Source organism: Methylobacterium sp. 142-1Y (assembly GCF_057747795.1).
The window spans coordinates 3,393,035-3,417,258 of the sequence record NZ_CM173224.1 but is presented as its reverse complement, the minus strand read 5'-3'; the positions used below and the strand labels follow the sequence as shown (position 1 = coordinate 3,417,258).

Below are 24,224 nucleotides of genomic sequence, written 5' to 3'. Positions count from 1 at the left end.
CCTGCCAGGGCGGGGGCCGGCCATGGACGGGCACCGGAATTTCTTGGACGGATCTGGTGCGGGGCGTTAGCTTCAATGGGGCTCTCCGGTGAAGAAGGGCCGCGGGTTTTCTCCTCTCCCCGCGGGCGGGGAGAGGGCCGCGGACCCCTTGTCGGGTCCGTAGCAAGCGGAGGCGAAGCCGGAGCGAGGGTGAGGGGGTATCTCCGGATGAGACTCCTCCGGCACCACCCCCTCACCCTCGGCTATCGCCTCGCTGCGTCCCCTGAACGGGGACGCAGCCCTCTCCCCGCCCGCGGGGAGAGGAGACACCCGCGCCTTTTCTTTTCCGCCACGACTCTGCCATGGGCGGGAGGAGACAACGATGCAGACGCACCGCGAGCGGCCGATCCCGGTCTTTCGCCTCTACGGCGAGACCGCCGAGGCGACGGTGCCGAGCTTCGTCCATGCCGAGCGGATCGGCACCAGCGCCGCCCTGCACGATTGGGAGATCGCACCCCACCGCCACGGCGCGCTGACGCAGGGGCTCGTCGTCACGCGCGGCCACGGCGCCCTGTCGCTCGATGCGCGGCGCGAGGAATTCTGCGCGCCCTGGCTGATCTGGGTACCGTCGGGAGTGGTGCACGCCTTCTCGTTCCGGCCCGGCACCGACGGCGTGGTCCTGTCGCTCGCCGACGACTTCCTCGCCGCTTTGCTCGATCCCGACCCGGACGCGGCCCGCCTGCGCGATGCCGCCGAGGCGACGTTCAGCGGCCGGCCGGGCTCGCCGGAGGAGATCGACCTCGATCTCGCGAATCTCGTCGAGACCCTGATGCGGGAAGCCTCCGGCGCCTTGCCGGGAGCGGCGAGCGCGGTGGCGGCCTTGGTCAAGCTCCTGGTCGTCGGCGTGCTGCGCACCCGGGCCGCGCGCTCGATCACCGAGCCGGCGGCCCTCGCGCGGGCCGACCTGCACCGCCGCTTCCGTCGGCTGGTCGAGGCGCATTTGCGCGAGGGCTGGCCGGTCGCCCGCTTCGCCGCGTCGCTCGGCGTCAGCCCGGACCGGCTGCACGCGGCCTGCACCGAGGCGGTGCGGCGCTCGCCGCAGGGCATCCTGCACGACCGGCTCATGCTCGAGGCCAAGCGCAGCCTGATCTACACCACGCTGCCGGTCTCGAAGATCGCTTTCGATCTCGGCTTCAACGATCCGGCGTATTTCTCGCGGTTCTTCGCGGCGCGGGCGGGCATGAGCCCGGCGGCGTTCCGGCGGATGAGTCGGGGAGGGGAGGGCTGACGGCCGGATCGTCGAGCGGGCGCAGAGGTATCGCCGCAGGATCCAACATCATGTCAGAAGGAGAATGGCTCCCCGAGTAGGACTCGAACCTACGACAAGGCGATTAACAGTCGCCTGCTCTACCAACTGAGCTATCGGGGAACGTTTCTGGCCGGCGCCCTCGCTGGCCGCCGACGAGGGCTTCTTAGCCAGTTCATTTCGGGAGCGCAACCCCGGTTGCCGTGCTTCAGCGCGGCGGGCAGGCCGGGCCGAACGGACCGACCGTCAGGTCGCCCTGGCGGGGGTCGTTGAGCACGAACGGCTCGGTTCCGCCCTGGCCGAAACCCATCAGGCCGAGATCGTAGTAGCAGCGGTCGATGATCGCCGTGAACGTGTAGCTGTCCTGCGCCACCGGCGGCCCGACCGGGACGAGGCGCCCGCGCGGTCCGCGTCCCGTGCAATAGGTCGCGATGTCGACCCGGCCCGGCGCCATCATGCGGATCGAGCGCGAGGAATGGGGCGGGATGCCGACGCTGGGGCCGCCGTTGCGGCTCGCCATCGCGAAGTAGGGCGAGCGGTTGATGACCCGCCGGACGCAGCCGGCCTCCGCCGCGCTGATGCCGGCCACGAGCAAAGCCGCCGCCGCCGACCACCGATAGAGCCGCTTCACGCCCGGCCGCATGGCATACCTCTCCGTCCAGACGCGCAGGAACGCGTGACACTCCCAACCTAACGCATCGCCGCGCAACGGCTAGGCTTGGGATTGCGCACACCTCTCACGCGGGAACGGAACGGCAGAGCTTGGCGTTGAGTTCCGGTCTTCGTGCGGGGCGGCATTCCGGTGTCGCGCCGCGCCGCCTGGATCCACCGCCCGGAGCCCCGATGCGCATTCGTACCCTGCTGCTGGCCTTCCTGCTGCTCACCGGCCTCGGCGGCCTCGCCGGCGCCTCGCCGCTGATGCCGAGTGCCGCGGTCACCACCGCCCTCGACCAGCCCTCCACGGTCGAGACCGTGCGCTGGCGTCGCCACCGCCACTGGCACCGGCGGCACTGGCATCGCCGCCACTGGCACCACCGCCGCCATTATCGCCGGCACTGGCATCACCGGCGCCATTGGCACCATCGCCGCCATTACGGCCGCCACCAGTATCGCCGCCACCGGCAGGTGCACCGCCTGCATTTCAGCCGCCCGGCCGCTGCCCGTCCGGCGCGCTGGATCGAGCCGCGCTGAACGGATCGGCGTCGGCGGACCGACGCCGATCCGTTGAGACCCTTGGTTTTCTCGCAGGATTCGCATGACCGGCGACCGCTTTTGCGAATCCTGCTCAGGTCGGATGCTGAGCCTTGACTGAGCGGTCGCCCGAACCCGGATCCGATGGACGCAACCGCGACTGGCTCGACCTCGGAGGGGCGGCCAAGCCGGCCGCTCAGTCGGGAGGGCAGCCTGCGGGAGCGAAGCCCGGGAGCCGGTCCGAGGGCCGGTTCGCGGGATTCTCCCGTGCTGTTGCAGGATTCGGCGCCCGCATCGGGCCGGCCGCACGCTCGGGCTTCTCGACGGTGCGGGCGGGCGCCGGTCGCTTCGCCGACCATCCCGCCACCCGCCGCGCCACCGCCGCCACGGCGGCGGCCTGGAAGCCGGTGGCCGCCGTCGCCCGGCGCGTGCCGTGGCTGCGACTGACGGCGGGCACCGCCGCGCTCGCGGTCGGCCTCGTCCTCGCCTATACGGTCTATGCGCTTGCGACCCTGCCGGTGAATGGCGGGCTCACGGTCGAGCCCACTGCTTCCGCCCTGGTGGTCAAGGCCGCCGACGGGCAGGCCTTCGCCACCCGCGGCGTCATCAAGGGGGCGAAGCTGTCGCCCAAGGAGGTGCCGCCGGTCCTCGCCAAGGCGATCGTGGCGATCGAGGATCGCCGCTTCTACGAGCATCACGGCATCGACCTGCGCGGGCTGGTGCGGGCGGCCTTCCGCAACGCTGCCGCCGGCGGTACCCGCGAGGGCGGCTCGACCCTGACGCAGCAGCTCGTGCGGATGAGCTACCTGTCGCAGGACCGTACCTTGAAGCGGAAGGTGCAGGAGGCGGTCCTGGCCCTGTGGCTGGAATCGCAGCTGCCGAAGGACGAGATCCTCACCCGCTATCTCAACGCCGCCTATTTCGGCGCCGGCGTCTACGGCGCCGATGCGGCCTCGCAGCGCTATTTCGGCAAGCCGGCCAAGGATTTGACGCTCAGCGAGGCGGCCATGCTGGCGGGCTTGGTGCGGGCGCCCTCGCAGCTCGCCCCCCACCGCAACCTCGACGGGGCGCGGGGCCGCGCCGCCCAGGTGCTCGACGCCATGGTGGAGACCGGCGCGGCCACGAAGGCAGAGGCCGACGCGGCCAAGCGCGCCCCCGCCACCGTCCGGGTGCCGACGGAGACGCCGGTCGGCACCAACTACTTCGTCGACGGCGTCGCCGAGTCGGTCCGCGGGCTGATCGGCGCCGGGCCGGCGGACGCGACGGTCCGCACCACCCTCGACCTGACGCTCCAGAACATCGCCGAGAGCGTGCTCGCCCGCCGCCTCGACCAGGACGGCGAGCGCCGCAAGGTCTCGCAAGGCGCGCTGGTGGCGATGTCGACCGACGGGGCGATCCTGGCGATGGTGGGCGGGCGCGACTATGCCGACAGCCAGTTCAACCGCGTCACCCAGGCCAAGCGCCAGCCGGGCTCGCTGTTCAAGCTGTTCGTCTACCTGACGGCGATGCGCCAGGGCTACCGGCCGGATTCGACGATGATGGACCGGCCGACCCAGATCGGCGAATGGGAGCCGGAGAATTACGGCGGGCGCTACCGTGGCGCGGTCACCCTGCGCACCGCCTTCGCCCATTCGATCAACACCGTGGCGGTGCAGCTCGCCGAGGCGGTCGGGATGCCGGCGGTGATCGAGACGGCCCGCGGCCTCGGCGTCACCTCGGACCTGCCGAACCTGCCGAGCCTCGCCCTCGGCTCGGCCGAGACGACCTTGCTGGAGATGACCCGCGCCTACGCCGCGGTGGCGGCGGGCGCCGAGAGCATCGAGCCCTACATGGTCCGCCAGATCCTCGCCCGCGACCAGACGCTGTATAACAGGCCGCAGACCCCGCCGACGCCCGCCCGCGACCAGGCGGCGCGCACCGCGATGCTCGATCTGCTCAGCGCCGTGGTGCGGGAGGGAACTGGCAAGAACGCCCGGGTGTCGATCCCGGCCGGGGGCAAGACCGGCACCACCCAGGACAGCCGCGACGCCTGGTTCGTCGGCTTTGCCGGCGACCTGGTGGTGGGCGTCTGGCTCGGCAACGACGACAATTCGCCGATGGCCGGCGTCACCGGCGGCGACATGCCGGCCCTGATCTGGCACGATTTCGTCACCCAGGCGCTGGCGGCCCGGGCCAAGGCGGGCAAGGTCGAGACCGGCAAGAATGAGACCGGCAAGCCCGAGGCGCGTGCCGCCCCGGCGCCGCGGCCGGAGACGGCGAGCATCGCCGAGCCGGATGCCGATCCCCGGACCCTGAACGATCGCGATCCCGTGGGTCGCGCGGTGCTGCGGGGCAGCCCGGCGGTGGTCGATACCGGCACCCTCGATTTCGACGGGCGCACGGTGCGGCTCGTCGGGGTCGACGGCCTGTCCGGCCGCAACGCCCGCGAGCTCGGCCGCTACCTGCGCCGGCGCGACGTCGCCTGCGCACCGGCGGGGGAGGGTAGCGCCTATCGCTGCTCCCTCGACGGGAAGGACCTGTCCGAGCTGATCCTGTTCAACGGCGGCGGCCGCGCCAGCGCCGATGCCACGCCGGACCTGCTCGCCGCAGAGGAGCAGGCGCGCTCGAACCGGATCGGGATCTGGCGGCGGTAGTTCTCAGCCTTTCAGGCAGGGCGCCAGCGCCGCCTTGAGCCGGTCGGCGTCCGATGTGCTGATCGGCACCGTGACCACGATCGGGTCGTCGCCCTTGCGCGGGCTCTCCTGGCGCCAGCGCAAGGTTCCCGGTCCGGCGCCGACGGAAGCGGCGACCGCCCTGACCCGCTTCAGCTCGGCCGCTTCACCACTTAGGGACGCGCCGGTCCCGAGCGTGAAGGACGTGCCGTCGATCGCGATGGAGCCATTCGCCGACAGGCGCACGCTTTGCGCGACAGTGATCTCGGTCAGCGGCTTGCGGGTGCCCGTGGGACCCTCGAAGGCGCCGAAGTCGAAGCGCTTCTCCAGGGCCTCGAAATTCGGGATGTCGAAGCCGAGACCCAGGCTTCCGGTCTCGGTACGCGACCGCGATGGGGTGCAACTGAACGTCACCGCGATCTCACGGCTCTCGGGGCCGATCGCCGCCTTGCCGGGCAGCTTCACCTCGGTGGCCAGGGCGGCACCGCTCCAGGCCAGGCAGGACGCCAGCAGGGCAGATCTCAGCATCGTCGTCACCGGTCGCGTCCAAGGGAAACGGGGACGCTTTAGCCGATTCGAGCTGGGGAGGGATGGTGGATTCGCCTCTCGGGCGGCCAGGATCACCGCTTCTCCTGACAATATTTGCGACGGTGGAGAGAGGCCATGACGGTGCCCGACACTTGGGGCCTGTCGACACGGCAAGAGTGCTTTCAGACTGAAAGCCTGTTCGAAGAGGGCGACTCCCGGCACCCGAAAGCCCGTGAGAAAAATCCTACCCTCCACCTCAGGATGAGGTGGAGGGTGGGATACTTCGTGCGCTCGATCACCGGCTGGGGGAGACTGCTCGACCCTCAGGCGTCGTCCGGATCCCGCGGCGCGGCCGGGGCGAACAGGTCCTCCGGCGGATCGACGACGACGCGCCGGCCGGCGATGTCGATCTCCGGCACGAAAGCCTTGGTGAAGGGCAGGAGGGCCGGGCTGCCGCCGGTGGCCGGGGCGATCTCCAGGAGGTCGCCGCCACCGAAATTGGGCACCGCCCGCACCGTGCCGACGGGGTCGCCGTGGCAGTCGACCACCGCCAGCCCGACGAGGTCGGCGGCGAAGAACTCGTCCTCCTCCTCGGGCGCGCCGAGGCGGTCCCGCGCGACGTAGAGGGCGAGGCGATTCAGGCCCTCGGCGCCGGTGCGCCCGGAGACCCCCACGACCCGGGCGATCAGGATGTCGCCGGTGCCTGCGGCGGAGCGTAAGGACGCGATCTCGATGAGGCGGCCGTCGGCCCCGGTGAGCGGGCCGTACGACCCGATCGCCGTCGGGTCGGCGGTGTAGGATTTCAGCCGCACCTCGCCGTTGAGACCGTGGGCGCGACCGAATTCGCCGAGCAGCACGAAGCCGGGATCGGTGGCGATCCCGGTCTCGGTGCGCGCGGGCGCTGGCTTGCCGCGAAGCGGCGCGGGCGCGCCTGCGCCCCGGCGCGGATCGGAGCCCCCAGGGGCCGGACCCGAAGGGGTCTTGCCGCGTGGAGGACGGGCGTCGGGGCGGCGCGCCACGAGGCGCTTACTCGGCCGAGTCGGCGGCGGCGCCGGCCTTCTCGGCGCGGGCGGCGGCGCGCTCCTTGGACTTGGTGCCGGGCTCGGCCTTCTGCGGGTTGTTGCGGGTCGGGCGCTTGGCGAGGCCGGCGGCGTCGAGGAAGCGCAGGACGCGGTCGGTCGGCTGGGCGCCCTTGGCGAGCCAGGCCTGGACCTTCTCGGTCTCGAGGATGACGCGGGCCGGATCGTCCTTCGGCTTCATCGGGTCGTAGGCGCCGACCTTCTCGATGAAGCGGCCGTCGCGGGGAGCGCGGGCGTCGGCGACGACGATGCGGTAGTACGGGCGCTTCTTGGCGCCGCCACGGGTGAGGCGGATCTTAAGGGACATGGGTCTCTTCCTGTGCTTGAGGTTCGAGGGTTGTTCGACGATGCGGACGGGGGGATCCTGACGGATCCCGGACCGCCTACTTCTTCTTGCCGAAGGGGAGGCCGCCGAGGCCGGGCAGGCCGGGGAGCTTGCCGCCCAAGCCCGGCAGGCCGGGAGCGGCGGGGGGCGCCTTACCGGCAGGGCCTGCCGGCAGCTTGCCGGCGGGGCCGGGCGCCTTGGGACCGCCGAGGCCCGGGGGCATCGGCGGAAGGGAGGTGCCGGGCGGCAGGGATTTCTGCAGCTCGGCGAGCATTTCGGGCGTGGGCTGGGGCATGCCGCCCATCATCTTGCCCAATCCACCCATGCCCCCCATGCCACCGCCGCCGAGGCCGAACATGCTGCCGAGTGCCTGGCCGATGCCGCGCTTGCCCGAGCCCATGGCCTTCATCATGTCGGCCATGGTGCGGTGCATCTTGAGGAGCTTGTTGATCTCCGAGACGTCGACGCCGGCGCCCTTCGCCACGCGCTTCTTGCGCGAGGCCTTGAGCACGTCCGGGTTGCGGCGCTCCTCGGGGGTCATCGACGAGATGATGGCGCGCTGGCGCTTGAACATCTTCTCGTCGAGGTTGGCACCCTCGACCTGCTTCTTGATCTGGCCCATGCCGGGCAGCATGCCAATCAGGCCGCCGATGCCGCCCATCTTCTCCATCTGGGCGAGCTGCATCGACAGGTCGTCGAGGTCGAACTTGCCCTTGCGCATCTTCTCGGCGACGCGAAGGGCCTGCTCCTGGTCGATGGTCTCGGCCGCCTTCTCGACGAGCGAGACGATGTCGCCCATGCCGAGGATGCGGTTGGCGACGCGGGCCGGATGGAACTCCTCCAGCGCATCGACCTTCTCGCCGGTGCCGACGAGCTTGATCGGCTTGCCGGTGACCGCCCGCATCGACAAAGCCGCGCCGCCGCGGGAATCGCCGTCCATGCGGGTCAGCACGATGCCGGTGACGCCGAGGCGCCCGTCGAAGGCACGCGCCGTGTTGACCGCGTCCTGGCCGGTCAGCGCGTCGGCGACGAGCAGCACCTCGTGCGGGTTGGTGGCCGCCTTGACGTCGGCGGCCTCCTGCATCAGCGCCTCGTCGAGGGTGACGCGGCCGGCGGTGTCGAGCATCACCACGTCGAAGCCGCCCAAGCGGGCCGCTTCCATGGCGCGCTTGGCGATCTGCACCGCCGATTGGCCGGCGACGATCGGCAGCGACTCGACGCCGACCTGTTTCGCCAGAATCGCGAGCTGCTCCATCGCCGCCGGGCGGCGGGTGTCGAGGGAGGCGAGCAGCACCCGGCGCTTGTCGCGCTGGGTCAGGCGCCGGGCGATCTTGGCCGTGGTGGTGGTCTTGCCCGAGCCCTGCAGGCCGACCATCAGGATGCCGACGGGGGCCGGCGCGTTGAGGTCGATGATTCCGGCCTCGCCGCCCAGCATCGCCACGAGCTGGTCGTTGACGATCTTCACGACCATCTGGCCGGGCGTCACCGACTTCAGCACGACGGCGCCGACCGCCTGCTCGCGCACCTTCTCGGTGAAGGAGCGCACGACCTCGAGGGCGACGTCCGCTTCCAGCAGGGCGCGGCGCACCTCGCGCAGGGCGGCGGTCACGTCGGCCTCGGTCAGGGCGCCGCGGCGGGTCAGCCCGGACAGGATGCCGGAGAGGCGGTCGGAGAGGCCTTCGAACATGCGCGTCAGTCTCCGGGGATTATTCGTCCGAGGTCATTCTTGCAGGCCCGCGGAGGCGGCGCGCCGGGCCTGGAGGGCGCCCTCGAAGTGGCTCAGCGCCCGCTCGAACTTGTCGCGGCAACCGGGATTGCAGAAGCCGACGACCGCGCCGTTGTAGAGCGTCAGCGAGTCGGCCGCGATCGGCTTGCCCGACCAGGGGCAGAGCTCGTTCACCGCGTCCTCGATGCGCAACGGCGTAGGGTCGGTCCTGGTCATCCGGTCTCCTGCGGGCCGCCCGGTGAGGCGGCCGATCCCGAGGATTCGCCCAACGCAAGTCGCGCCCGAGGGCGCATCGCGCTGTCGGGCGTTGACCTCCGGCCTCACGGGCCGGTCGGCGTCGAGACGAGACCTCGTCTTGAGAGGCCGGGGCCTAGCCTCCTGCGCCCGCGATGTCAACGTCCGAAACCAGGTCCGCCCGGATCGAGGGCGCATTTACCGGTTCTTAACCATGCGGGAGGTTAACTGGTCCTCAAGATTTCCAGGAGATGCGGCGTGTCCGATCCCGCCTTGAAGACGCAGACCCCCGCCGCGGCGCGGCAGCCCTCCGGCCCGCTTCAGGACTGGCTCGCGACCCTGTCGCGGATCGACGCCGCCGACCAGGCGCGCGCCGCACCGCGCCGGCCGGCCGAGGCCTCGCCGGCTTGGGAGCCGCGCATCGTCGTCCCGAGCGAGCCGGCGGCGCCCGAGGCTCCTGCGGCGGCGCCTGTTGCCGAGCAGGACGATCTCGCCGCGCTGATGGCCGAGAACATGATGCTCAAGGCGCGGCTGAGGCAGGAGCACGGCCGCTACGACGAGCTGCAGGCGATGCTCGCCGACGAGCTGCGCGCATTGCGCACCCACGTGCAGCAGGAGGTCGACCGGGCCGAGGAACTGCGCGCCGAGCGCGACCTGTGGATGGCCCGGGCCGAGGCCCTGGCCCAGCCGCTGTTCCAGCCGCGGCGCTGATAAGATCCCGGAGTCGGGAGACCTTATACCAATGGCCCAGGATGCTGACGCATCGGGCCATTGATCCAACTCGAATTTTCGATTTCAAGCCAGAGGCTTGGCGAAAATTCGAGAACGGAACCAAAGGTCGTTTCCAACGACCGTTGGTATTACCCCGAGCCTCTTGCACAAGACGAAACGCCCCGGCATCGACGGATCGATGCCGGGGCGTTTCGTCTTTCCGGGTGTCATGCTCGGACGCGAAAACCCCCGGCCGCCGTCCCCGGGGGGAGGGCGGTCGGCGCCGAGGCTCGCGGGATCAGGCCCGCTTCGCCCGGTCGGCCTCGACGACCTCGCCGTAGATGACCGCGAGCTCCTCCGCCTGCTGGTCCGCCTTGCGGATCGAGGCGCTGTGATCGGGCGAGCGCAGGTGGATCGCCGGGTTGTCGTCGATGGAGCGGAGCGCCGTGAGGAGGCCGGTCTCGTCCGCCACGTCGACGACGTAGCCGTTGCGGCCTTCGACCACGCAATCGGCCACCGCGCCCCGGTCGGACGCGACGACCCAGCAGCCCGCGGCGATCGCCTCGCGGGTCACCAGGCCGTAGCTCTCCGGCCAGACCGACGGCGCGAGCAGCACGTCGATATGGGCGTAGAGGCCGCCGACGCTCGATTGCGGGAACTTGCCCCTGATCTCGACGGGCACGCTGCCCCATTCCTCCGTCACCCGCTCGTTCGGGTGCATGGCGTGGTCGATCAGCAGCAGGCTCAGGTTCCGGAACGGCTCGTTGCGGATCACGTTGCGGATCAGGCCGTAGCCCTTGTGGTCGGCGAGGCCCCCGATGAAGCCGAGGCGGACCCGGCCGGTCGGGCTCTCGGTCCGGACGACCTCGGGCAGGCGCGACACGCCGTTCTCGACCACCTCGATCCGGTCGAGGCCGACGCGCCGGCACAGGTCGCCGAACGGCTGCGACACGGTCAGGACGCGCTCGGCGCTCCTGATGCAGCGCAGCAGGGTCCGGGCCCGGACGTAATCCTCGCTCATGTAGGTGTCGAGCGGGGCCTTGCCGGTGAAGTCGTAGGTCACGACCCTCCGGTTGCCGTCGATCAGGAACTGGTGCGGCGAGATCCACCAGCCGTCGTGCATCGTGATCAGGTAGGGGATGCGGCGCCGGATCGCCGCGGTGACGCAGCTCGTGGTCAGCCGCTGGATGCAGTGGAAGTGGATCAGGTCGGGGTCGATCCGGTCGAGGACGCGGTCGAAGACGCGCTCCATCTCGGGATCCTCGACGAGGCTGTCGATGTCGGGGCGATTGGCGGCGGTGATGCAGAACACCCGCACGCCGTCGCGCACGTACCAGTCGAGGGCGTAGGGCGTCGGCCCGCCCTCGAGGGTGCAGATCACGTCGATCTGCCACTCGGGCCCGAGGATCCGCTTGAGCGAGCGGACGTTGTCGTAGACCACCCGGGTCGCGCCGCCGATGGCCTGCGGCGGGTAGAACACGTTGACGATCACGAGCTTCCTGCGCGGGGCGAGCTGGCGCGCCGTCGACCGCTCGATGGTCCCGGTCAGCTCCCGCGCCTGGCGCTCCATCCCGTAGCGGTCGAGCACGACCTGCCGGGCCGCCTCGCCTATCCGCCGCCTGTCGTCCGGTGAGCGGACCAGGCGGTCGAGGGCGGCGTGGAACGCCGCGCTCGATTCGCACAGGAAGCCGGTCTCGCCCTCGACGATCACCTCGCGATGCGTCTGCGTGGCGCTCACCACGGACGGAATGCCGAACATCGCGGCCTCCATCCACTTGATCTCGCTCTTGCAGTCGTTGAACGCGTCCGGCACCAGCACCGAGATGTTGATGTCGGCCTCGCGCAGGAGGTCCCAGTACGATCCGACATTGGCGATCGGCCGCGAGACGATGATGTACTCGGCCCAGGGGCGCAGCAGGTCCGAGACCGTCACGTCGCCGATCACCACGACGCGGATCCGGGCCCCATGGGTCTCGAACAGGCGCGCCAGCGCCGGCTCGATCAGCTGCTCGAAGTCGAGCTTGTGGGCCTTGGTGCCCGAGCCGTAGAAGATCGTGACGACGTCCCGGGCCGTGGTCCCCTGCCCTTGCGCCTGTCCCTGCATGCTGACGACATGCGGGCTGCTCAGGGCGTTCGGCTGGTGGAACACCGTGCCGGTCCGGACCCGGCGCTCGAGGTGCCGGGCGAGGCTCGGTGTCGAGGCCATGCCGTAATCGCACAAGGCGGCGGCCTCGGCGAACAGACTGACGCCGCAGGCCATCGAAGCGTGCTGACGGGCGTCGATCAGGCCGGCATAGGTTTCGAGCCCTGGCGGAAAATAATCCGAGTCGAATACCAGGTCGTCGATGTCGTAGATCGTCACGATGCCGAGTTCTGCCGTCTTGGAGATGGCATCGATGACGTTGGGAAATGCAGGAACTCGGTAGAATATCGTATAGTCGATCTGCATGAGATCGGATATATACTTGTCATGATTCTTGGTATAATCGTAGACCGTGACCTCGTAGCCGGCCGCCGCGAGCTGCTCTGCCCGCTGGTCGACCCGGTAGAAGCGGCATTGCGCCAGGTCGCAATTGGCGTAGACGGCGACGCGGCGGACGGGGCTCGCGCCCACCACCGGCCGCTCCTCGTCCCGTGCGAGGCGCCGCGCGGCCTCGGTCACGCGCGTGCGTGCCTCGCCGTAGCCCGCGCGCAGGGCGACGTCCGCGCTCTTCTCCCAGACGTCGTAGAAGAATTTTTCCTGGATCTCGCGCAGCCGACGACGAAGGCCGACATCGCCCGGATACTTTTTCACGCCCGCCGCCATGGTGCGCTCCGCGGCCTTCGGCTCGCCGAGCTCCAGCTGGCCTTGGGCCAAGTGGCGGAAGGTCCACTCGTTGCCGGCATCGAGCGCGACGATGTGCCGGCGCAGGCTGGTCGCCAGGACGAGATTGCCGCCGCGCTGGAGCAGGTCAGCCCGATGGTTGAGGGCGCGGGGGTGCCCAGGCGCGTAGACCAGCGCGCGCGCATACAGTTCGGCGGCCTCGACATTCTTACCCTCAATCGCGCGCGCGTCAGCCACGTCGACGATAAAGCCGGCGACCGAGGGATCGTTCAGGTCCAGCGCCCAGGCGAGCAGATTCTTTACGATCCGGCTCGGCTTGACCGGCTCGGCCTGATCCGCCCCCTGCTCCATGTGGGTCGCGACTGCGGCCTCGACCGCGCGCGGCAGCTTTGCCCCCTCGGTCGCCTGCACGAGCGCCCTCAGGTTCGGCCAGCGCGGTTCGTCCGCGTCACTCCTCAACCAGCGCCGGTAGCGCTCCTGCCGCGCTGATTCGATGGAGGAGCCGTCGGCTTCGTACTCGGCGCGGAAGAACGCGTCGTCGAAGGCGCCGTCGAGCGAGATGTCAAATTGTTCGTGCTGACCGGTCTCACAGAAATGCCGAATGCATTCGGCCCGATTGAAGAATTTTCTGGTATCTCTAAGATATTTGTACCGATAATAATCATGATCGAAATATCGAGAGAAATACGGAATATTGATGCCGTGAAAGCGGGCGATCTCCTCTTCGCTGAAATAGACGAGCTGATCATCATCCGGGCGCAAGCGCTGCTTGACGGTAGCGACCGCCTCCTCGGGCTCTAGCCCTTGCGGAACTCTGATGCCGTACAGTTGCGAAACGAAGGCCGCGTCGTAGTGGGGCGGTGTGCCGTTGCGGCCTTCGGCACGGCCGTGATCGAAGTAGTGCTTCAGGCGCCCGGCCGTCGACGGGATCACCCGCGCGATGTCGGGATTGTAGACGATGTAGCTTGCGAGGTTGAAACTACGGGGAAGGCCGTTCCCCGCGACGCCCGACGCCGCGGCGAGCTGCGCACTGGCGTAGGGCCGGCGCTCCGCCCTGCCATGGTCGACGTAATGGAAGACCGCTTGGAAATCCCACTTGATCGCGGCGGCGACGTCCGGGTTCAGCCGCAGATACGTGTGGACGTCGAAATCTTTCGGAAGCCCGCTGCTGGCTGCGGCGGCAGCGCGGGCCTGGGCTTCGTTCCCGAAACGGCCCTCGACCCGCCCGAACTCGTTCCAATGCCGGACGATCTCGTCATCCGTAGCATTGTTCAAGTCGGCATAATAATCACGATAAAACCTGATGTCGAGCGCTGCGTCCTTCTTGCGCGCGCCGCGTCGTGATAGCTTGAAAAAATTCATCTCGCTCCCCGCTCTTGCCGATCGTTTCAAAAGTTTCTCATGAAAATCACTGTCCTGGTGAGGCCAGGCTCGAAATAATATCGCTAGTTCATCCAGTTCATGCTTGGATCCCCTGAAGCAATATTTCTGCCGCACTGCAAAAAGCGAGAGGATGTACGAGCCGGGCCGCGATGATGTCAAGCCACCAGGCGGCGTCGAGCACGGGCGGCCGGGCCGAACCGGGGCACCGGCTCGAGGCCGATGCCGGGCCGGTCGATGCGGGAGACCATTTCCCGTCCGGCGCAAAATGCTCTAGAGCGGCCGGATCATCGCTCGTAGCCGCCATGTCGCATAACAGCTTCGGTCACCTCTTCCGCGTCACCACCTTCGGCGAGAGCCACGGCCCGGCCCTCGGCTGCGTCGTCGATGGCTGCCCGCCGCTGATTCCGCTCGAGGCGGCGGAGATCCAGGCCGAGCTCGACCGGCGCCGGCCGGGCCAGTCGCGCTTCACCACCCAGCGCCAGGAGCCGGACCAGGTCCGCATCCTCTCGGGCGTCTTCGCCGACGACCGCACCGACGGGCGCCAGCTCACCACCGGCACGCCGATCGCGCTCATGATCGAGAACGTCGACCAGCGCTCCAAGGATTACTCGGAGATCCGCGACAGCTACCGGCCCGGCCACGCCGATTACGCCTACGACGCCAAGTACGGCATCCGCGACTATCGCGGCGGCGGCCGCTCCTCGGCCCGGGAGACCGCCGCCCGGGTGGCGGCGGGCGCGGTGGCCCGCAAGGTGCTGCCCGGGGTGACGATCCGCGGCGCCCTGGTGCAGATCGGCCCGCACGCGATCGACCGCGCCCGCTTCGACTGGGACGAGGTCCACAACAACCCGTTCTTCTGCCCGGACGCAGTCGCCGCAGGCCAATGGGCGGACTACCTCGACGGCATCCGCAAGGCGGGCTCGTCGGTCGGGGCGGTGATCGAGGTGGTGGCCGAGGGCGTGCCCGTCGGCCTCGGTGCCCCGGTCTACGGCAAGCTCGACGCGGACCTCGCCGCCGCCATGATGTCGATCAACGCCGTCAAGGGCGTTGAGATCGGCGACGGCTTCGCGGCGGCGGCCTTGCGCGGCGAGGAGAATGCCGACGAGATGCGGCCGGGGAACGATGGGCGCCCGATCTTCCTCGCCAACCATGCCGGCGGCGTGCTCGGCGGCATCTCGACCGGCCAGCCGCTGGTCTGCCGCTTCGCCGTCAAGCCGACCTCCTCGATCCTGACCCCGCGGGCGAGCGTCAGCCGCGACAACCGCCCGGTTGACGTGCTGACCAAGGGCCGCCACGACCCCTGCGTCGGCATCCGGGCGGTGCCGGTGGGCGAGGCGATGATGGCCTGCGTGCTCGCCGACCACTGGCTGCGCCACCGCGGGCAAATCGGAGAGGGCATTCAGTCTCCGTGAAGGGGGACGGTCGTTTCAGTTTGACTGAAACCGCCGGCAGGCTATGACGGGAGCGTGAAACTCGGCGACTGGCTCCGACAGCAGGGCGTGACCCGCCTCGACTTCGCGCGGCGCTGCGGGCTCTCGCCGGCGGCGGTGACCGGCCTGTGCAACAACCGCGAGCCCTGGCTCTCGCGGGAGACGGCGGCGGCCGTGGCGCGCGTGACCGGCGGCGCCGTCACCCCCAACGACTTCTTGGGGGCAGAGCTTTTGGGGCTCACTGCCCTCGGACAGGAGATGCCCGTGACCCACGCATCCATCATCGAGGCCCTCGACGCCTTCGCCCGCGGCGAGATCGTGGTCGTGACCGACGACGACGACCGCGAGAACGAGGGCGACCTCGTCGTCGCCGCCTCGCTCTGCACGCCGGAGAAGATGGCGTTCATCATCCGCAACACCTGCGGCATCGTCTGCGCACCGATCACCGCTGCGGAAGCCAAGCGCCTGCGCCTCGAGCCGATGGTCGCCTCGAACGATGCCCCGCTCGGCACCGCCTTCACGGTCACGGTCGACGTCAAGCATGGGTTGACCACCGGCATCTCGGCCGAGCAGCGCTGCAACACCGCGCGGGCGCTGGCCAACGGCAACATGGGCGCCACCGATTTCGTGCGCCCCGGCCACGTCTTCCCGCTGATCGCCAAGGATGGCGGCGTGCTGATGCGCTCCGGCCATACCGAGGCCGCCGTCGACCTGTGCCGGCTGGCGAAGCTGCCGCCGGTGGGCGTGATCTGCGAGCTCGCCAACGACGACGGCACCGTGATGAAGGGGCCGCAGATCACGGCCTTCGCCGAGAAGCACGGCCTCAAGCAGATCTCGGTCGCCGAGCTGATCTCCTACCGCCAGGCGCGCGAGAAGCTGGTGGAGCGGGTCGGCACCTTCCCGGTCAAGACCGAGTGGGGCGAGATGACCGGCTACGCCTACACCACGCCGTTCGAGCCGATGCAGCAATTCGCCTTCGTGCATGGCCGCATCGGTGAGGGCCGCGACGTGCTGGTGCGGCTGCACCGCTCAAACGTGGTGGCGGACGTGATCGAGGGCGGCCGCACCATCGAGGCGGTGATGCGCCGCTTCGCACAGGAAGGCCGCGGCGTGCTCGTCTACCTGCGCGACGGCACCGCCGGCGTGCCGCTGTCGCAACTGCCCGACGGCGCCGGCGAGGACGGGCCGGAAGCCGCCCGCGTCCGTCAGTGGCGCGAGGTGGGTCTGGGCGCCCAGATCCTGCGCGATCTCGGCGTCGTCTCGATCCGCAACATCTCGAGCGCGGCGCGCTCCTATGTCGGCCTGTCGGGCTTCGGCATCGAGATCGTCGCCGACGAGCCGCCGGAGGGGTAGGGCGCCCCGGCCTCGTGCGGCGGACGGCGATCCGTTCACCGCACGGCGCGGGCGTCAATGCCCCATCAGCGTCTCGACATGGGCAGCGACCGACTTCGACAAACCGATGAGGTCGTAGCCGCCCTCCAGCAGCGACACCACCCGGCCGCCGCAGCGGCGGTCGGCGATGCCCATCACCTCCCGGGTCGCCCAGGCGAAATCGGCTTCCGTCAGCTTCAGGTTGGCGAGCGGGTCGCGCCAATGGGCGTCGAACCCGGCCGAGATCACGATCAGGTCGGGCCGGAACGCGTCGAGGCGCGGCAGCACGCCGTGGGCGAAGGCCTCCCGGAAGGTGTCGCCGTCGTCGCCCGCATGCAGCGGCACGTTGACGACGGTGTCGTGCTCGCCGCGCTCGGACGCGGCGCCGGTGCCGGGAAACAGCGGCATCTGGTGGGTCGAGGCGTACATCACGCTGGCATCGTCCCAGAAGATGTCCTGCGAGCCGTTGCCGTGATGGACGTCCCAGTCGACGAGCGCCACCCGGGCGGCGCCGTGGTGCTTCCTCGCGTGGCGCGCCGCCACCGCCGCGGTGTTGAACAGGCAGAAGCCCATGGCGCGCTCGCGCTCGGCATGGTGGCCGGGCGGGCGCATCGCCGCGAACGCATTGGCGACGCGGCCGCCCATCACCTCGTCGACGGCCCGGACCGCCGCACCGAGCGCCCGGCGGGCCGCCTCCAGCGAACCCGGGGACATCACCGTGTCGGAATCGATGCCGACCAGCCCCTCGTCCGGCGCGGCGCCGGCGATCGCCGCGACGTAGTTCTCCGGATGGGCGAGGCCCGCCACCGTGAGGTCGGCGAGCGGCGCCTGCTCGCGCACCAGGGCGGCGAAGCGCTCGTCCTCCAGCACCCGCTCGATCACCCGGATGCGGTCGGCCCGCTCGGGATGGCCCGGCGGCGTCGCGTGGTCGAGGGAGGCCGGATGGCAGAGATACAGCGTCGTCATCGTGCCCGCGTCCAGCGTTCCCGTCGGCCGGTGTCGTGACCGGCCGTCCCCGCTCCCACCGTGGCAGGGCCGGCCCCCCAACGCAACAATGGCCCGGACGCAACACCGGCGCGGCAACTTGCAGGAGCGCGTCGTCCCCGGCTTCGCGCGCTTAACGCCACGCTTTAGGCTCTGACGGCGACTGATTCGCGGACCCGCCCGCCGCCTTGCAAGGTTCTCTCCCGATGCGCCGCCCCCGCCCCGCCCTCTCGACCGTTCTGACGGGGTCCGTTCTCCTGGGGATTCTCCTGGCGCTGCCGGGCTGCCTGTACCGCGCCACCCCCGATCCCGAATTGTCGGCCCGGGACAAGGAGTGGATGGCGATGGTGCCCGAGCCGGAGATCGACCGGCGCTTCGCCCGCTACATGATCGAGGACCCGACCGGTGAGGCCCCCGGCACCATCGTGGTCGAGACGAAGGAGCGCCAGCTCTATTACGTGCTGCCCGACCGCAAGGCGATCCGCTACGGCGTCACCGTCGGCGACGAGGCCTATGGCTGGTCCGGCACGGCGCGGATGTTCCGCAAGGCGGCCTGGCCGGACTGGCACCCGCCGGCCGAGATGATCAAGCGCTGGCCCCACGTCCACGCCATGCAGGGCGGTCCCGCGAACCCGCTGGGCGCCCGCGCCCTCTACCTGGCGGACGGCACCGGCAAGGATACGCTCTACCGCATCCACGGCACCAACGAGCCGGAGCGGATCGGTCAGGCGGCGTCCTCGGGCTGCATCCGGATGCGCAACATCGACGTGGTCGACCTGTACAACCGGGTCGGCGCGGACGCGAAGGTGATCGTGCGGTAGGGCGTTCTCGATCAACGTGGATGCCGGGTCGTCGAAAGACGATGCGGCGACGATCGACGACCTGACGCGGCGCTTCAGGTCGCATCCCGGGCACCGTGCCGTCCGGGCCGCCTCGGGAAAGCCGTCTCCGTCCCGAGGAGCATCCATGCCCCTGACGCGGCAACTCGTCCCCACCTGCACGCCGATGCTGCGGGCCCTCTCGGGGTGGCTCGACAAGGCGCGCGCGCATCATGGCGCGGAGGCGGACGGCCTGATGTCCCGGCGTCTGGCGCCGGACAGGTTCCCGCCGTCGTCGCAGGTGCGCTTTGCCTGCCTGCAGGCCCAGGAGGCGACTACTGGCTCCGGAGCGAGCCCCTTGCCGCAGGCCCTCGACGACCTGGCTCGCGAGGGACGGGAGGCGGGCGAGCGGCCGGGCTCCCTGTCGGAGGCGCAAGCCTGCATCGCCGCGACGCTTGCCCGGCTCGACGCCCTCGCGCCGCAGGCGCTCGATGCCGGTGCGGATTCGGCCGCGACGCTCGAACTTCCCGGCCTGACCTTCGACATGGTGGGGGACGATTACGCCCGGGACTGGGCGCTGCCGCAATTCTACTTCCACCTCGTGACCGCCTACGCCCTCCTTCGCAGCCAGGGCGTCCAGCTCGGAAAGACCGACTACGTCCCGCACATGTTCGGCTACCTGCGCCCCGGAACGGCGTCCTGATCGCGGCGGCCCGCTTTTGATCGATCCTCGCAACCATTCGGCAACGCCGTCCCGTTGCCGGGCTTTAACCTGAACAGGGATTCAGATCCCGCCGTTAACCTGTCGAAGGACTCCCGACCTGCATAGTCCTCATCACACAGGGACAAGAACCGGCACAACAAAAGCCGAAAGAGGCAGGGACAGATGATCACCATTGCGCTGCAACACTTCTGCAACCGTATCGTCGCCGCCGGCGCCCTCGGTCTCGAGGACGTGCGCGAGCTGAACCGCGCGGTGCTGCCCGACGGGCTGACCTGCCGGGAGGAGGCCGACATGCTGTTCGGCCTCGACCGGGCGATGCCCGATGCCGACGAGGCGTTCAGCGAGTGGCTGGTCGCCTCGGTGGTGGATTTCGCCGTGTGGGGCGAGCGCCCGACCGGGCACATCGACGCCGACACCGCCCACTGGCTCGCCGCCTCGCTGGCGTGCGGCCGCGGCCCGACGGCGACGGGCGCCCGCATCGCCGTCGAGGTGGTGCGCGAGGCTGAGACCAACGATCCGGTGCTGATCGCCTTCGCGCTCAAGGCCAACCGGGCCCGGGCCGGCGCCGAGGACGAGGTCGAGGAGATTCTGGCTTTCGCGGTGGCGGCGTGACCGCGGATTAACGCGTTAGGGCAACGGCCTGAAACGCCGACGGATAGATTTCGATCTCGGACAAACTTGATGTCAACGGGGCCGTCGATCGTGGCAATATTTTGATGCCGTAAGACGGTCTTGGGGAATTTGAGAGTAGGGAAAAATTTTGCTTTAGACAGGCGGTCGCACTAAATTCAGTTCTCGACCGTCAGCCAGCGGACCCGCCGAAACTCCGCCTCGTTGGCGGTGAGATCGGCGGTACCGCAAGTGCGAGAGCCTGGGCCGCGATGAGCAGATCGTTCGTCCCGATCGGCCGAGCCGCGGTCTCAAGCTCGGCGCGGATTCGTCCGTATATGACATCGGCAGGAGGCTCGAACGGGACGACATCGATCGCCTCCAGAACAGCTTCGACTTGGCGGAGAAGTCGCACCGACCCGCGCGTCGCGCAGCCGTAATGGAGTTCGGCCACAGATATGATGATAGAGCATTTTCCGACGAAGTGGATGCCGGTTCGTCGCAGAAAATGCGGCAAAATCAAAAACCTTGAGCACTTCGCGATTGCAATGCGATCGTGAAGTGCTCTAGCGGCGATGCCTCGGCTGCCGACTTGGCCGATCTTCCGGGCGACGGTTCCGGAGGGGGGCGGACCAGATCGGAGATGATGTCCGTGTCGAGCAGAACGCGCGGGTCGGTCATAGCGGATCATTGCCCAACGGCGGCAGCGTCGCGTCGAAGTCGGGAAAATCCTCCTCGATCGGTTCGAGGGTCGCCAGAACTTCCAGAAGATCCTTCTTACCGATAGGCTCCAGAATCAGGCAGTCGCCGTCGCGGCTGATGCGGACCCGATCTCCGGGCAAGGCGAACTCGGCCGGGATGCGCACGGCTTGGCTGCGATTGTTGCAGAACAGCTGCACTTCTCGTGGCTGCGGCATTGGCGTCGGTCTCGCGATGCTGGCACCGCGACGTGGCATATGCCGAGGATATACCCGCCACTCGGTTGGCTTTCAGCGCCTCTACGCATGATCGTGCGATCCCCAGCCGCTATCGCTCCGCCCTCGCAACGCTTTGGCAACGCCGTCCCGTTGCCGGGCTTTAACCTGAACAGGGATTCAGATCCCGCTGTTAACCTGTCGAAGGACTCCCGACCTGCATAGTCCTCATCACACAGGGACAAGCACCGGCACAACAAAAGCCGAAAGAGGCAGGGACAGATGATCACCATTGCGCTGCAACACTTCTGCAACCGTATCGTCGCCGCCGGCACCCTCGGTCTTGAGGACGTGCGCGAGCTGAACCGCACGGTGCTGCCCGACGGGCTGACCTGCCGGGAGGAGGCCGACATGCTGTTCGGCCTCGACCGGGCGATGCCCGATGCCGACGAGGCGTTCGGCGAGTGGCTGGTCGCCTCGGTGGTGGATTTCGCCGTGTGGGGCGAGCGCCCGACCGGGCACATCGACGCCGACACCGCCCACTGGCTCGCCGCCTCGCTGGCGTGCGGCCGCGGCCCGACGGCGACGGGCGCCCGCATCGCCGTCGAGGTGGTGCGCGAGGCCGAGACCAACGATCCGGTGCTGATCGCCTTCGCGCTCAAGGCCAACCAGGCCCGGGCCGGCGCCGAGGACGAGGGGATCATCTCCTACGCGGTTGCTGCGTGAGATCGGGCTTCGCCCTTTTGCGCCGCGTGAGAACGGGCTTCGCCCGTTTGGCCGAGAACAGCCGGCTTTGCGGCGCGCGCGCCATGCTTTAACGGGGGTGAGCTTGGGTGTGATCCACCCGGGTCCGGCTCCCCCTGAAGGCTCGAGTGCGCGCTCCGATGTTCGACAAGATCCTGATCGCCAACCGCGGCGAGATCGCCTGCCGCATCATCAAGACGGCGCGCCGGATGGGGATCAAGACGGTGGCGGTCTATTCCGACGCCGACCGCGACGCGCTCCACGTCGCCATGGCCGACGAGGCGGTCCATATCGGCCCTGCCGCCGCAGCGCAGTCCTACCTCGTCATCGACAAGATCGTCGAGGCCTGCCGGCAGACCGGCGCCCAGGCCGTCCATCCCGGCTACGGCTTCCTGTCCGAGCGCGAGGCCTTCCCGAAGGCGCTCGAAGCCGCCGGCATCGTGTTCATCGGCCCGAACCCGGGCGCCATCGCCGCCATGGGCGACAAGATCGAGTCGAAGAAGGCGGCCTCCGCCGCCCAGGTCTCGACCGTGCCGGGCTTCCTCGGGGTGATCGAGAGCCCGGAACACGCCGTCACCATCGCCGACGAGATCGGCTATCCCGTCATGATCAAGGCCTCGGCCGGCGGCGGCGGCAAGGGCATGCGCATCGCGCATTCGGCCGGCGAGGTGGCGGAGGGTTTTGCCCGCGCCCGCTCGGAGGCCGCCTCGTCCTTCGGCGACGACCGGGTCTTCGTGGAAAAGTTCATCACCGATCCGCGCCACATCGAGATCCAGGTCATCGGCGACAAGCACGGCAACGTCGTCTATCTCGGCGAGCGTGAGTGCTCGATCCAGCGTCGCAACCAGAAGGTCATCGAGGAGGCGCCTTCGCCGCTCCTCGACGAGGCGACCCGGCGCAAGATGGGCGAGCAGGCCGTGGCGCTTGCGAAGGCGGTGAACTACGATTCCGCCGGCACCGTCGAGTTCGTCGCCGGTCAGGACAAGTCGTTCTATTTCCTCGAGATGAACACGCGGCTCCAGGTCGAGCATCCGGTGACCGAGATGATCACCGGCCTCGACCTCGTCGAGCTGATGATCCGGGTCGCGGCGGGCGAAAAGCTGCCGATCGCGCAAGCCGACGTGAAGCTCAACGGCTGGGCGGTGGAGAGCCGCGTCTATGCCGAGGATCCGACCCGCAACTTCCTGCCCTCGATCGGCCGGCTCACCACCTACCGGCCGCCGGAGGAGGGCGCGTTCGGCGAGGCGATCGTGCGCAACGATACCGGCGTCGAGGAGGGCAGCGAGATCGCGATCCACTACGATCCGATGATCGCCAAGCTCGTCACCTGGGCGCCGACCCGCGACGAGGCGATCTCGTCCCAGGCCCAGGCCCTCGACGCCTTCGCGATCGACGGCATCCGCCACAACATCCCGTTCCTCTCGGCGCTGATGCACCATCCGCGCTGGCAGGAGGGCCGGCTCTCCACCGGCTTCATCGCGGAGGAATTCCCGAGCGGGTTCGAGGCACCGAAGCCCGCGGGCGAGGTGGCGCGCCGGATGGCGGCCGCCGCCGCCGCGATCGACCACCTGCAGAACGAGCGCAAGCGCGGCATCTCGGGCCAGATGCGCGAGCCGTACCTGCTGCGCTTCGAGCACGAGCGGGTTGTGCTGCTCGGGGACGAGCGGTTCGAGGCCATCGTCGAGACCACCAATGACGGGGTCTCGGTCGCCTTCTCCGACGGGACCGAGTGGCAGGTCGACAGCGACTGGCTCCCGGGCGAGCCGGTCTGGACCGGCTTCATCGACGGCGAACTGGCGGCGATCCAGGTCCGCCCCCTCCTCAACGGCGTGTTCCTGCAGCATGCGGGTGCCGCCGCCGAGGCCCGGGTCTACACCAAGCGCGAGGCGGAGCTCGCCGCCCTGATGCCGGTCAAGGAGGTCGCGGGTTCGGGCAAGCAGCTGCTCTGCCCGATGCCGGGCCTGGTGAAGAGCATCATGGTCACCCCCGGCCAGGAGGTGAAGGCGGGTGAGCCGCTGGCGATCGTCGAGGCGATGAAGATGGAGAATGTGCTGCGCGCCGAGCGCGACGGCACCGTCCAGACCATCCAGGCCAAGGAGGGCGACAGCCTGGCAGTCGACGCGGTGATCCTCGAATTCGCCTGACCGGTTGGTCGTGCCGCTCTACTTCGCCTACGGCTCCAACATGGACCGGGCCGCCATGGCCCGGCGCTGCCCCGCCTCGCGGGTCATCGGCCTCGGCCGGCTCAACCGCCACCGCCTGGTGATCATGCGCGAGGGCTACGCCTCGGTGGAGCGTTCGCCCACCGGGACGGTCTGGGGCGTGCTCTGGGATCTGGCGCTCTCCGACGTGCCGGCCCTCGACCGCTACGAGGGCGTGGCGAGCGGGCTCTACGTCAAGGCGCAGCAACCGGTCTCGACCGAGGGCGGGGTGCGGCGGGCCTTGGTGTATCTCGGGCGCGGCAACGGTGGGGTGCCGCGGCCGGGCTACCTGGAAGGCGTGATCGCGGCGGGCCGGGAGAACGGGTTGCCGGAGATGTACCTCAAGGGGCTGGCGACGCTGAAGCGGTGAAAACCCGCGACGCCTGAACCCTCCCCCCCTCTGCGGGGGAGGGTGCCCCACGGAGTGGGGCGGGAGAGGGGAACCACGCTTCCGGAGAGGTCGCGACCATGGTGACGGGCGCCATACCCTGC

The 24,224-nt window shown here is 69.5% G+C and carries 22 protein-coding genes and 1 tRNA gene; 12 read left to right on the top strand and 11 right to left on the bottom strand.

The window, feature by feature from the left end; translation table 11 throughout:
• Positions 1-361: 361 nt before the first annotated feature.
• Positions 362-1,267 carry a helix-turn-helix domain-containing protein gene (locus AC3AOF_RS15505; protein WP_488345811.1) on the top strand — a complete coding sequence of 302 codons (906 nt, stop codon included), beginning with the start codon at positions 362-364 and terminating at the stop codon, positions 1,265-1,267.
• Positions 1,268-1,332: 65 nt separating this feature from the next.
• Here AC3AOF_RS15505 and AC3AOF_RS15500 read toward each other — a convergent pair.
• A tRNA-Asn gene (locus AC3AOF_RS15500) sits at positions 1,333-1,408 on the bottom strand.
• Positions 1,409-1,493: 85 nt separating this feature from the next.
• Complete coding sequence (locus AC3AOF_RS15495; protein WP_488345810.1) at positions 1,494-1,928, bottom strand: hypothetical protein; 435 nt, start codon at positions 1,926-1,928, stop codon at positions 1,494-1,496.
• Between the two features lie 200 nt (positions 1,929-2,128).
• Here AC3AOF_RS15495 and AC3AOF_RS15490 point away from each other — a divergent pair, with 200 nt between their 5' ends.
• Both AC3AOF_RS15490 and AC3AOF_RS15485 read left to right on the top strand, forming a co-directional pair.
• The gene (locus AC3AOF_RS15490) at positions 2,129-2,476 is read left to right on the top strand and encodes a hypothetical protein (protein ID WP_236990003.1); all 348 of its coding nucleotides are present in this window, start codon (positions 2,129-2,131) and stop codon (positions 2,474-2,476) included.
• A gap of 113 nt (positions 2,477-2,589) precedes the next feature.
• Positions 2,590-5,109 carry a PBP1A family penicillin-binding protein gene (locus tag AC3AOF_RS15485; RefSeq protein ID WP_488345809.1) on the top strand — a complete coding sequence of 840 codons (2,520 nt, stop codon included), beginning with the start codon at positions 2,590-2,592 and terminating at the stop codon, positions 5,107-5,109.
• A 3-nt stretch (positions 5,110-5,112) separates the two neighbouring features.
• Here AC3AOF_RS15485 and AC3AOF_RS15480 read toward each other — a convergent pair whose 3' ends face one another.
• The 5 genes from AC3AOF_RS15480 to AC3AOF_RS15460 all read right to left on the bottom strand — a co-directional run bounded on the left by AC3AOF_RS15480 (position 5,113) and on the right by AC3AOF_RS15460 (position 9,001).
• Positions 5,113-5,751 carry a hypothetical protein gene (locus tag AC3AOF_RS15480; protein WP_488345808.1) on the bottom strand — a complete coding sequence of 213 codons (639 nt, stop codon included), beginning with the start codon at positions 5,749-5,751 and terminating at the stop codon, positions 5,113-5,115.
• A 227-nt stretch (positions 5,752-5,978) separates the two neighbouring features.
• Entirely contained in the window at positions 5,979-6,674 is a 696-nt protein-coding gene (gene rimM / locus AC3AOF_RS15475; RefSeq protein ID WP_442919264.1) for a ribosome maturation factor RimM, read from the bottom strand.
• Positions 6,675-6,681: 7 nt separating this feature from the next.
• Entirely contained in the window at positions 6,682-7,041 is a 360-nt protein-coding gene (gene rpsP, locus AC3AOF_RS15470; protein WP_139034811.1) for a 30S ribosomal protein S16, read from the bottom strand.
• A gap of 76 nt (positions 7,042-7,117) precedes the next feature.
• On the bottom strand, positions 7,118-8,746 hold the full coding sequence (ffh, locus tag AC3AOF_RS15465) for a signal recognition particle protein (RefSeq protein ID WP_488345807.1): 1,629 nt from the start codon (positions 8,744-8,746) through the stop codon (positions 7,118-7,120).
• A gap of 33 nt (positions 8,747-8,779) precedes the next feature.
• Positions 8,780-9,001: an eL24 family ribosomal protein gene (locus tag AC3AOF_RS15460; protein ID WP_236990007.1), complete on the bottom strand. Its 222-nt coding sequence runs from the start codon at positions 8,999-9,001 to the stop codon at positions 8,780-8,782.
• A gap of 276 nt (positions 9,002-9,277) precedes the next feature.
• Between AC3AOF_RS15460 and AC3AOF_RS15455 the strand changes: the two genes are divergently transcribed.
• On the top strand, positions 9,278-9,730 hold the full coding sequence (locus AC3AOF_RS15455; RefSeq protein WP_236990008.1) for a hypothetical protein: 453 nt from the start codon (positions 9,278-9,280) through the stop codon (positions 9,728-9,730).
• A 298-nt stretch (positions 9,731-10,028) separates the two neighbouring features.
• Here the strand turns inward: AC3AOF_RS15455 and AC3AOF_RS15450 are convergent, their stop codons facing one another.
• Positions 10,029-13,916: a glycosyltransferase gene (locus tag AC3AOF_RS15450; RefSeq protein WP_488345806.1), complete on the bottom strand. Its 3,888-nt coding sequence runs from the start codon at positions 13,914-13,916 to the stop codon at positions 10,029-10,031.
• A gap of 323 nt (positions 13,917-14,239) precedes the next feature.
• Here AC3AOF_RS15450 and aroC point away from each other — a divergent pair, with 323 nt between their 5' ends.
• Both aroC and ribB read left to right on the top strand, forming a co-directional pair.
• Complete coding sequence (gene aroC / locus AC3AOF_RS15445; RefSeq protein ID WP_236990010.1) at positions 14,240-15,349, top strand: chorismate synthase; 1,110 nt, start codon at positions 14,240-14,242, stop codon at positions 15,347-15,349.
• Between the two features lie 54 nt (positions 15,350-15,403).
• Positions 15,404-16,720 carry a 3,4-dihydroxy-2-butanone-4-phosphate synthase gene (gene ribB / locus AC3AOF_RS15440; protein ID WP_488345805.1) on the top strand — a complete coding sequence of 439 codons (1,317 nt, stop codon included), beginning with the start codon at positions 15,404-15,406 and terminating at the stop codon, positions 16,718-16,720.
• A gap of 54 nt (positions 16,721-16,774) precedes the next feature.
• On the opposite strand, the gene AC3AOF_RS15435 is transcribed toward ribB, so the two are convergent.
• Positions 16,775-17,704 carry a histone deacetylase family protein gene (locus AC3AOF_RS15435; RefSeq protein WP_236990011.1) on the bottom strand — a complete coding sequence of 310 codons (930 nt, stop codon included), beginning with the start codon at positions 17,702-17,704 and terminating at the stop codon, positions 16,775-16,777.
• Positions 17,705-17,928: 224 nt separating this feature from the next.
• On the opposite strand from AC3AOF_RS15435, the gene AC3AOF_RS15430 reads away from it, so the two are divergent.
• The 3 genes from AC3AOF_RS15430 to AC3AOF_RS15420 all read left to right on the top strand — a co-directional run bounded on the left by AC3AOF_RS15430 (position 17,929) and on the right by AC3AOF_RS15420 (position 19,876).
• On the top strand, positions 17,929-18,543 hold the full coding sequence (locus tag AC3AOF_RS15430) for a L,D-transpeptidase (protein WP_236990012.1): 615 nt from the start codon (positions 17,929-17,931) through the stop codon (positions 18,541-18,543).
• A 145-nt stretch (positions 18,544-18,688) separates the two neighbouring features.
• Complete coding sequence (locus AC3AOF_RS15425) at positions 18,689-19,243, top strand: DUF1993 domain-containing protein (protein WP_488345804.1); 555 nt, start codon at positions 18,689-18,691, stop codon at positions 19,241-19,243.
• Positions 19,244-19,426: 183 nt separating this feature from the next.
• On the top strand, positions 19,427-19,876 hold the full coding sequence (locus tag AC3AOF_RS15420) for a hypothetical protein (protein WP_236990014.1): 450 nt from the start codon (positions 19,427-19,429) through the stop codon (positions 19,874-19,876).
• 190 nt (positions 19,877-20,066) lie between these two features.
• On the opposite strand, the gene AC3AOF_RS15415 is transcribed toward AC3AOF_RS15420, so the two are convergent.
• Both AC3AOF_RS15415 and AC3AOF_RS15410 read right to left on the bottom strand, forming a co-directional pair.
• A complete protein-coding gene (locus AC3AOF_RS15415) occupies positions 20,067-20,564 on the bottom strand; it encodes a PIN domain-containing protein (protein WP_442919265.1) in 498 nt (165 codons plus the stop codon).
• Positions 20,551-20,790, bottom strand: coding sequence for an antitoxin (locus AC3AOF_RS15410; RefSeq protein WP_236990015.1), 240 nt, complete (start codon positions 20,788-20,790; stop codon positions 20,551-20,553). The genes AC3AOF_RS15415 and AC3AOF_RS15410 overlap by 14 nt, the downstream gene beginning before the upstream one ends.
• A 279-nt stretch (positions 20,791-21,069) precedes the next feature.
• Between AC3AOF_RS15410 and AC3AOF_RS15405 the strand changes: the two genes are divergently transcribed.
• The 3 genes from AC3AOF_RS15405 (at position 21,070) to AC3AOF_RS15395 (ending at position 24,102) form a co-directional block, all read left to right on the top strand.
• Positions 21,070-21,513, top strand: coding sequence for a hypothetical protein (locus AC3AOF_RS15405; RefSeq protein WP_236990016.1), 444 nt, complete (start codon positions 21,070-21,072; stop codon positions 21,511-21,513).
• 158 nt (positions 21,514-21,671) lie between these two features.
• Positions 21,672-23,675, top strand: a complete 2,004-nt coding sequence (locus AC3AOF_RS15400; protein ID WP_488345803.1) for an acetyl-CoA carboxylase biotin carboxylase subunit — start codon at positions 21,672-21,674, stop codon at positions 23,673-23,675.
• 10 nt (positions 23,676-23,685) lie between these two features.
• On the top strand, positions 23,686-24,102 hold the full coding sequence (locus AC3AOF_RS15395; protein WP_236990018.1) for a gamma-glutamylcyclotransferase family protein: 417 nt from the start codon (positions 23,686-23,688) through the stop codon (positions 24,100-24,102).
• Positions 24,103-24,224: the final 122 nt, after the last annotated feature.

Bases quoted from the DNA above. Each gene is read 5' to 3' on its own strand.
- AC3AOF_RS15505 (WP_488345811.1), top strand. From the start codon at position 362: ATGCAGACGCACCGCGAGCGGCCGATCCCGGTCTTTCGCCTCTACGGC.
- AC3AOF_RS15495 (WP_488345810.1), bottom strand. From the start codon at position 1,928: ATGCGGCCGGGCGTGAAGCGGCTCTATCGGTGGTCGGCGGCGGCGGCT.
- AC3AOF_RS15490 (WP_236990003.1), top strand. From the start codon at position 2,129: ATGCGCATTCGTACCCTGCTGCTGGCCTTCCTGCTGCTCACCGGCCTC.
- rpsP (WP_139034811.1), bottom strand. From the start codon at position 7,041: ATGTCCCTTAAGATCCGCCTCACCCGTGGCGGCGCCAAGAAGCGCCCG.
- ffh (WP_488345807.1), bottom strand. From the start codon at position 8,746: ATGTTCGAAGGCCTCTCCGACCGCCTCTCCGGCATCCTGTCCGGGCTG.
- AC3AOF_RS15460 (WP_236990007.1), bottom strand. From the start codon at position 9,001: ATGACCAGGACCGACCCTACGCCGTTGCGCATCGAGGACGCGGTGAAC.
- AC3AOF_RS15450 (WP_488345806.1), bottom strand. From the start codon at position 13,916: ATGAATTTTTTCAAGCTATCACGACGCGGCGCGCGCAAGAAGGACGCA.
- aroC (WP_236990010.1), top strand. From the start codon at position 14,240: ATGTCGCATAACAGCTTCGGTCACCTCTTCCGCGTCACCACCTTCGGC.
- AC3AOF_RS15435 (WP_236990011.1), bottom strand. From the start codon at position 17,704: ATGACGACGCTGTATCTCTGCCATCCGGCCTCCCTCGACCACGCGACG.
- AC3AOF_RS15430 (WP_236990012.1), top strand. From the start codon at position 17,929: ATGCGCCGCCCCCGCCCCGCCCTCTCGACCGTTCTGACGGGGTCCGTT.
- AC3AOF_RS15425 (WP_488345804.1), top strand. From the start codon at position 18,689: ATGCCCCTGACGCGGCAACTCGTCCCCACCTGCACGCCGATGCTGCGG.
- AC3AOF_RS15420 (WP_236990014.1), top strand. From the start codon at position 19,427: ATGATCACCATTGCGCTGCAACACTTCTGCAACCGTATCGTCGCCGCC.
- AC3AOF_RS15415 (WP_442919265.1), bottom strand. From the start codon at position 20,564: ATGATCCGCTATGACCGACCCGCGCGTTCTGCTCGACACGGACATCAT.
- AC3AOF_RS15410 (WP_236990015.1), bottom strand. From the start codon at position 20,790: ATGCCGCAGCCACGAGAAGTGCAGCTGTTCTGCAACAATCGCAGCCAA.
- AC3AOF_RS15405 (WP_236990016.1), top strand. From the start codon at position 21,070: ATGATCACCATTGCGCTGCAACACTTCTGCAACCGTATCGTCGCCGCC.
- AC3AOF_RS15400 (WP_488345803.1), top strand. From the start codon at position 21,672: ATGTTCGACAAGATCCTGATCGCCAACCGCGGCGAGATCGCCTGCCGC.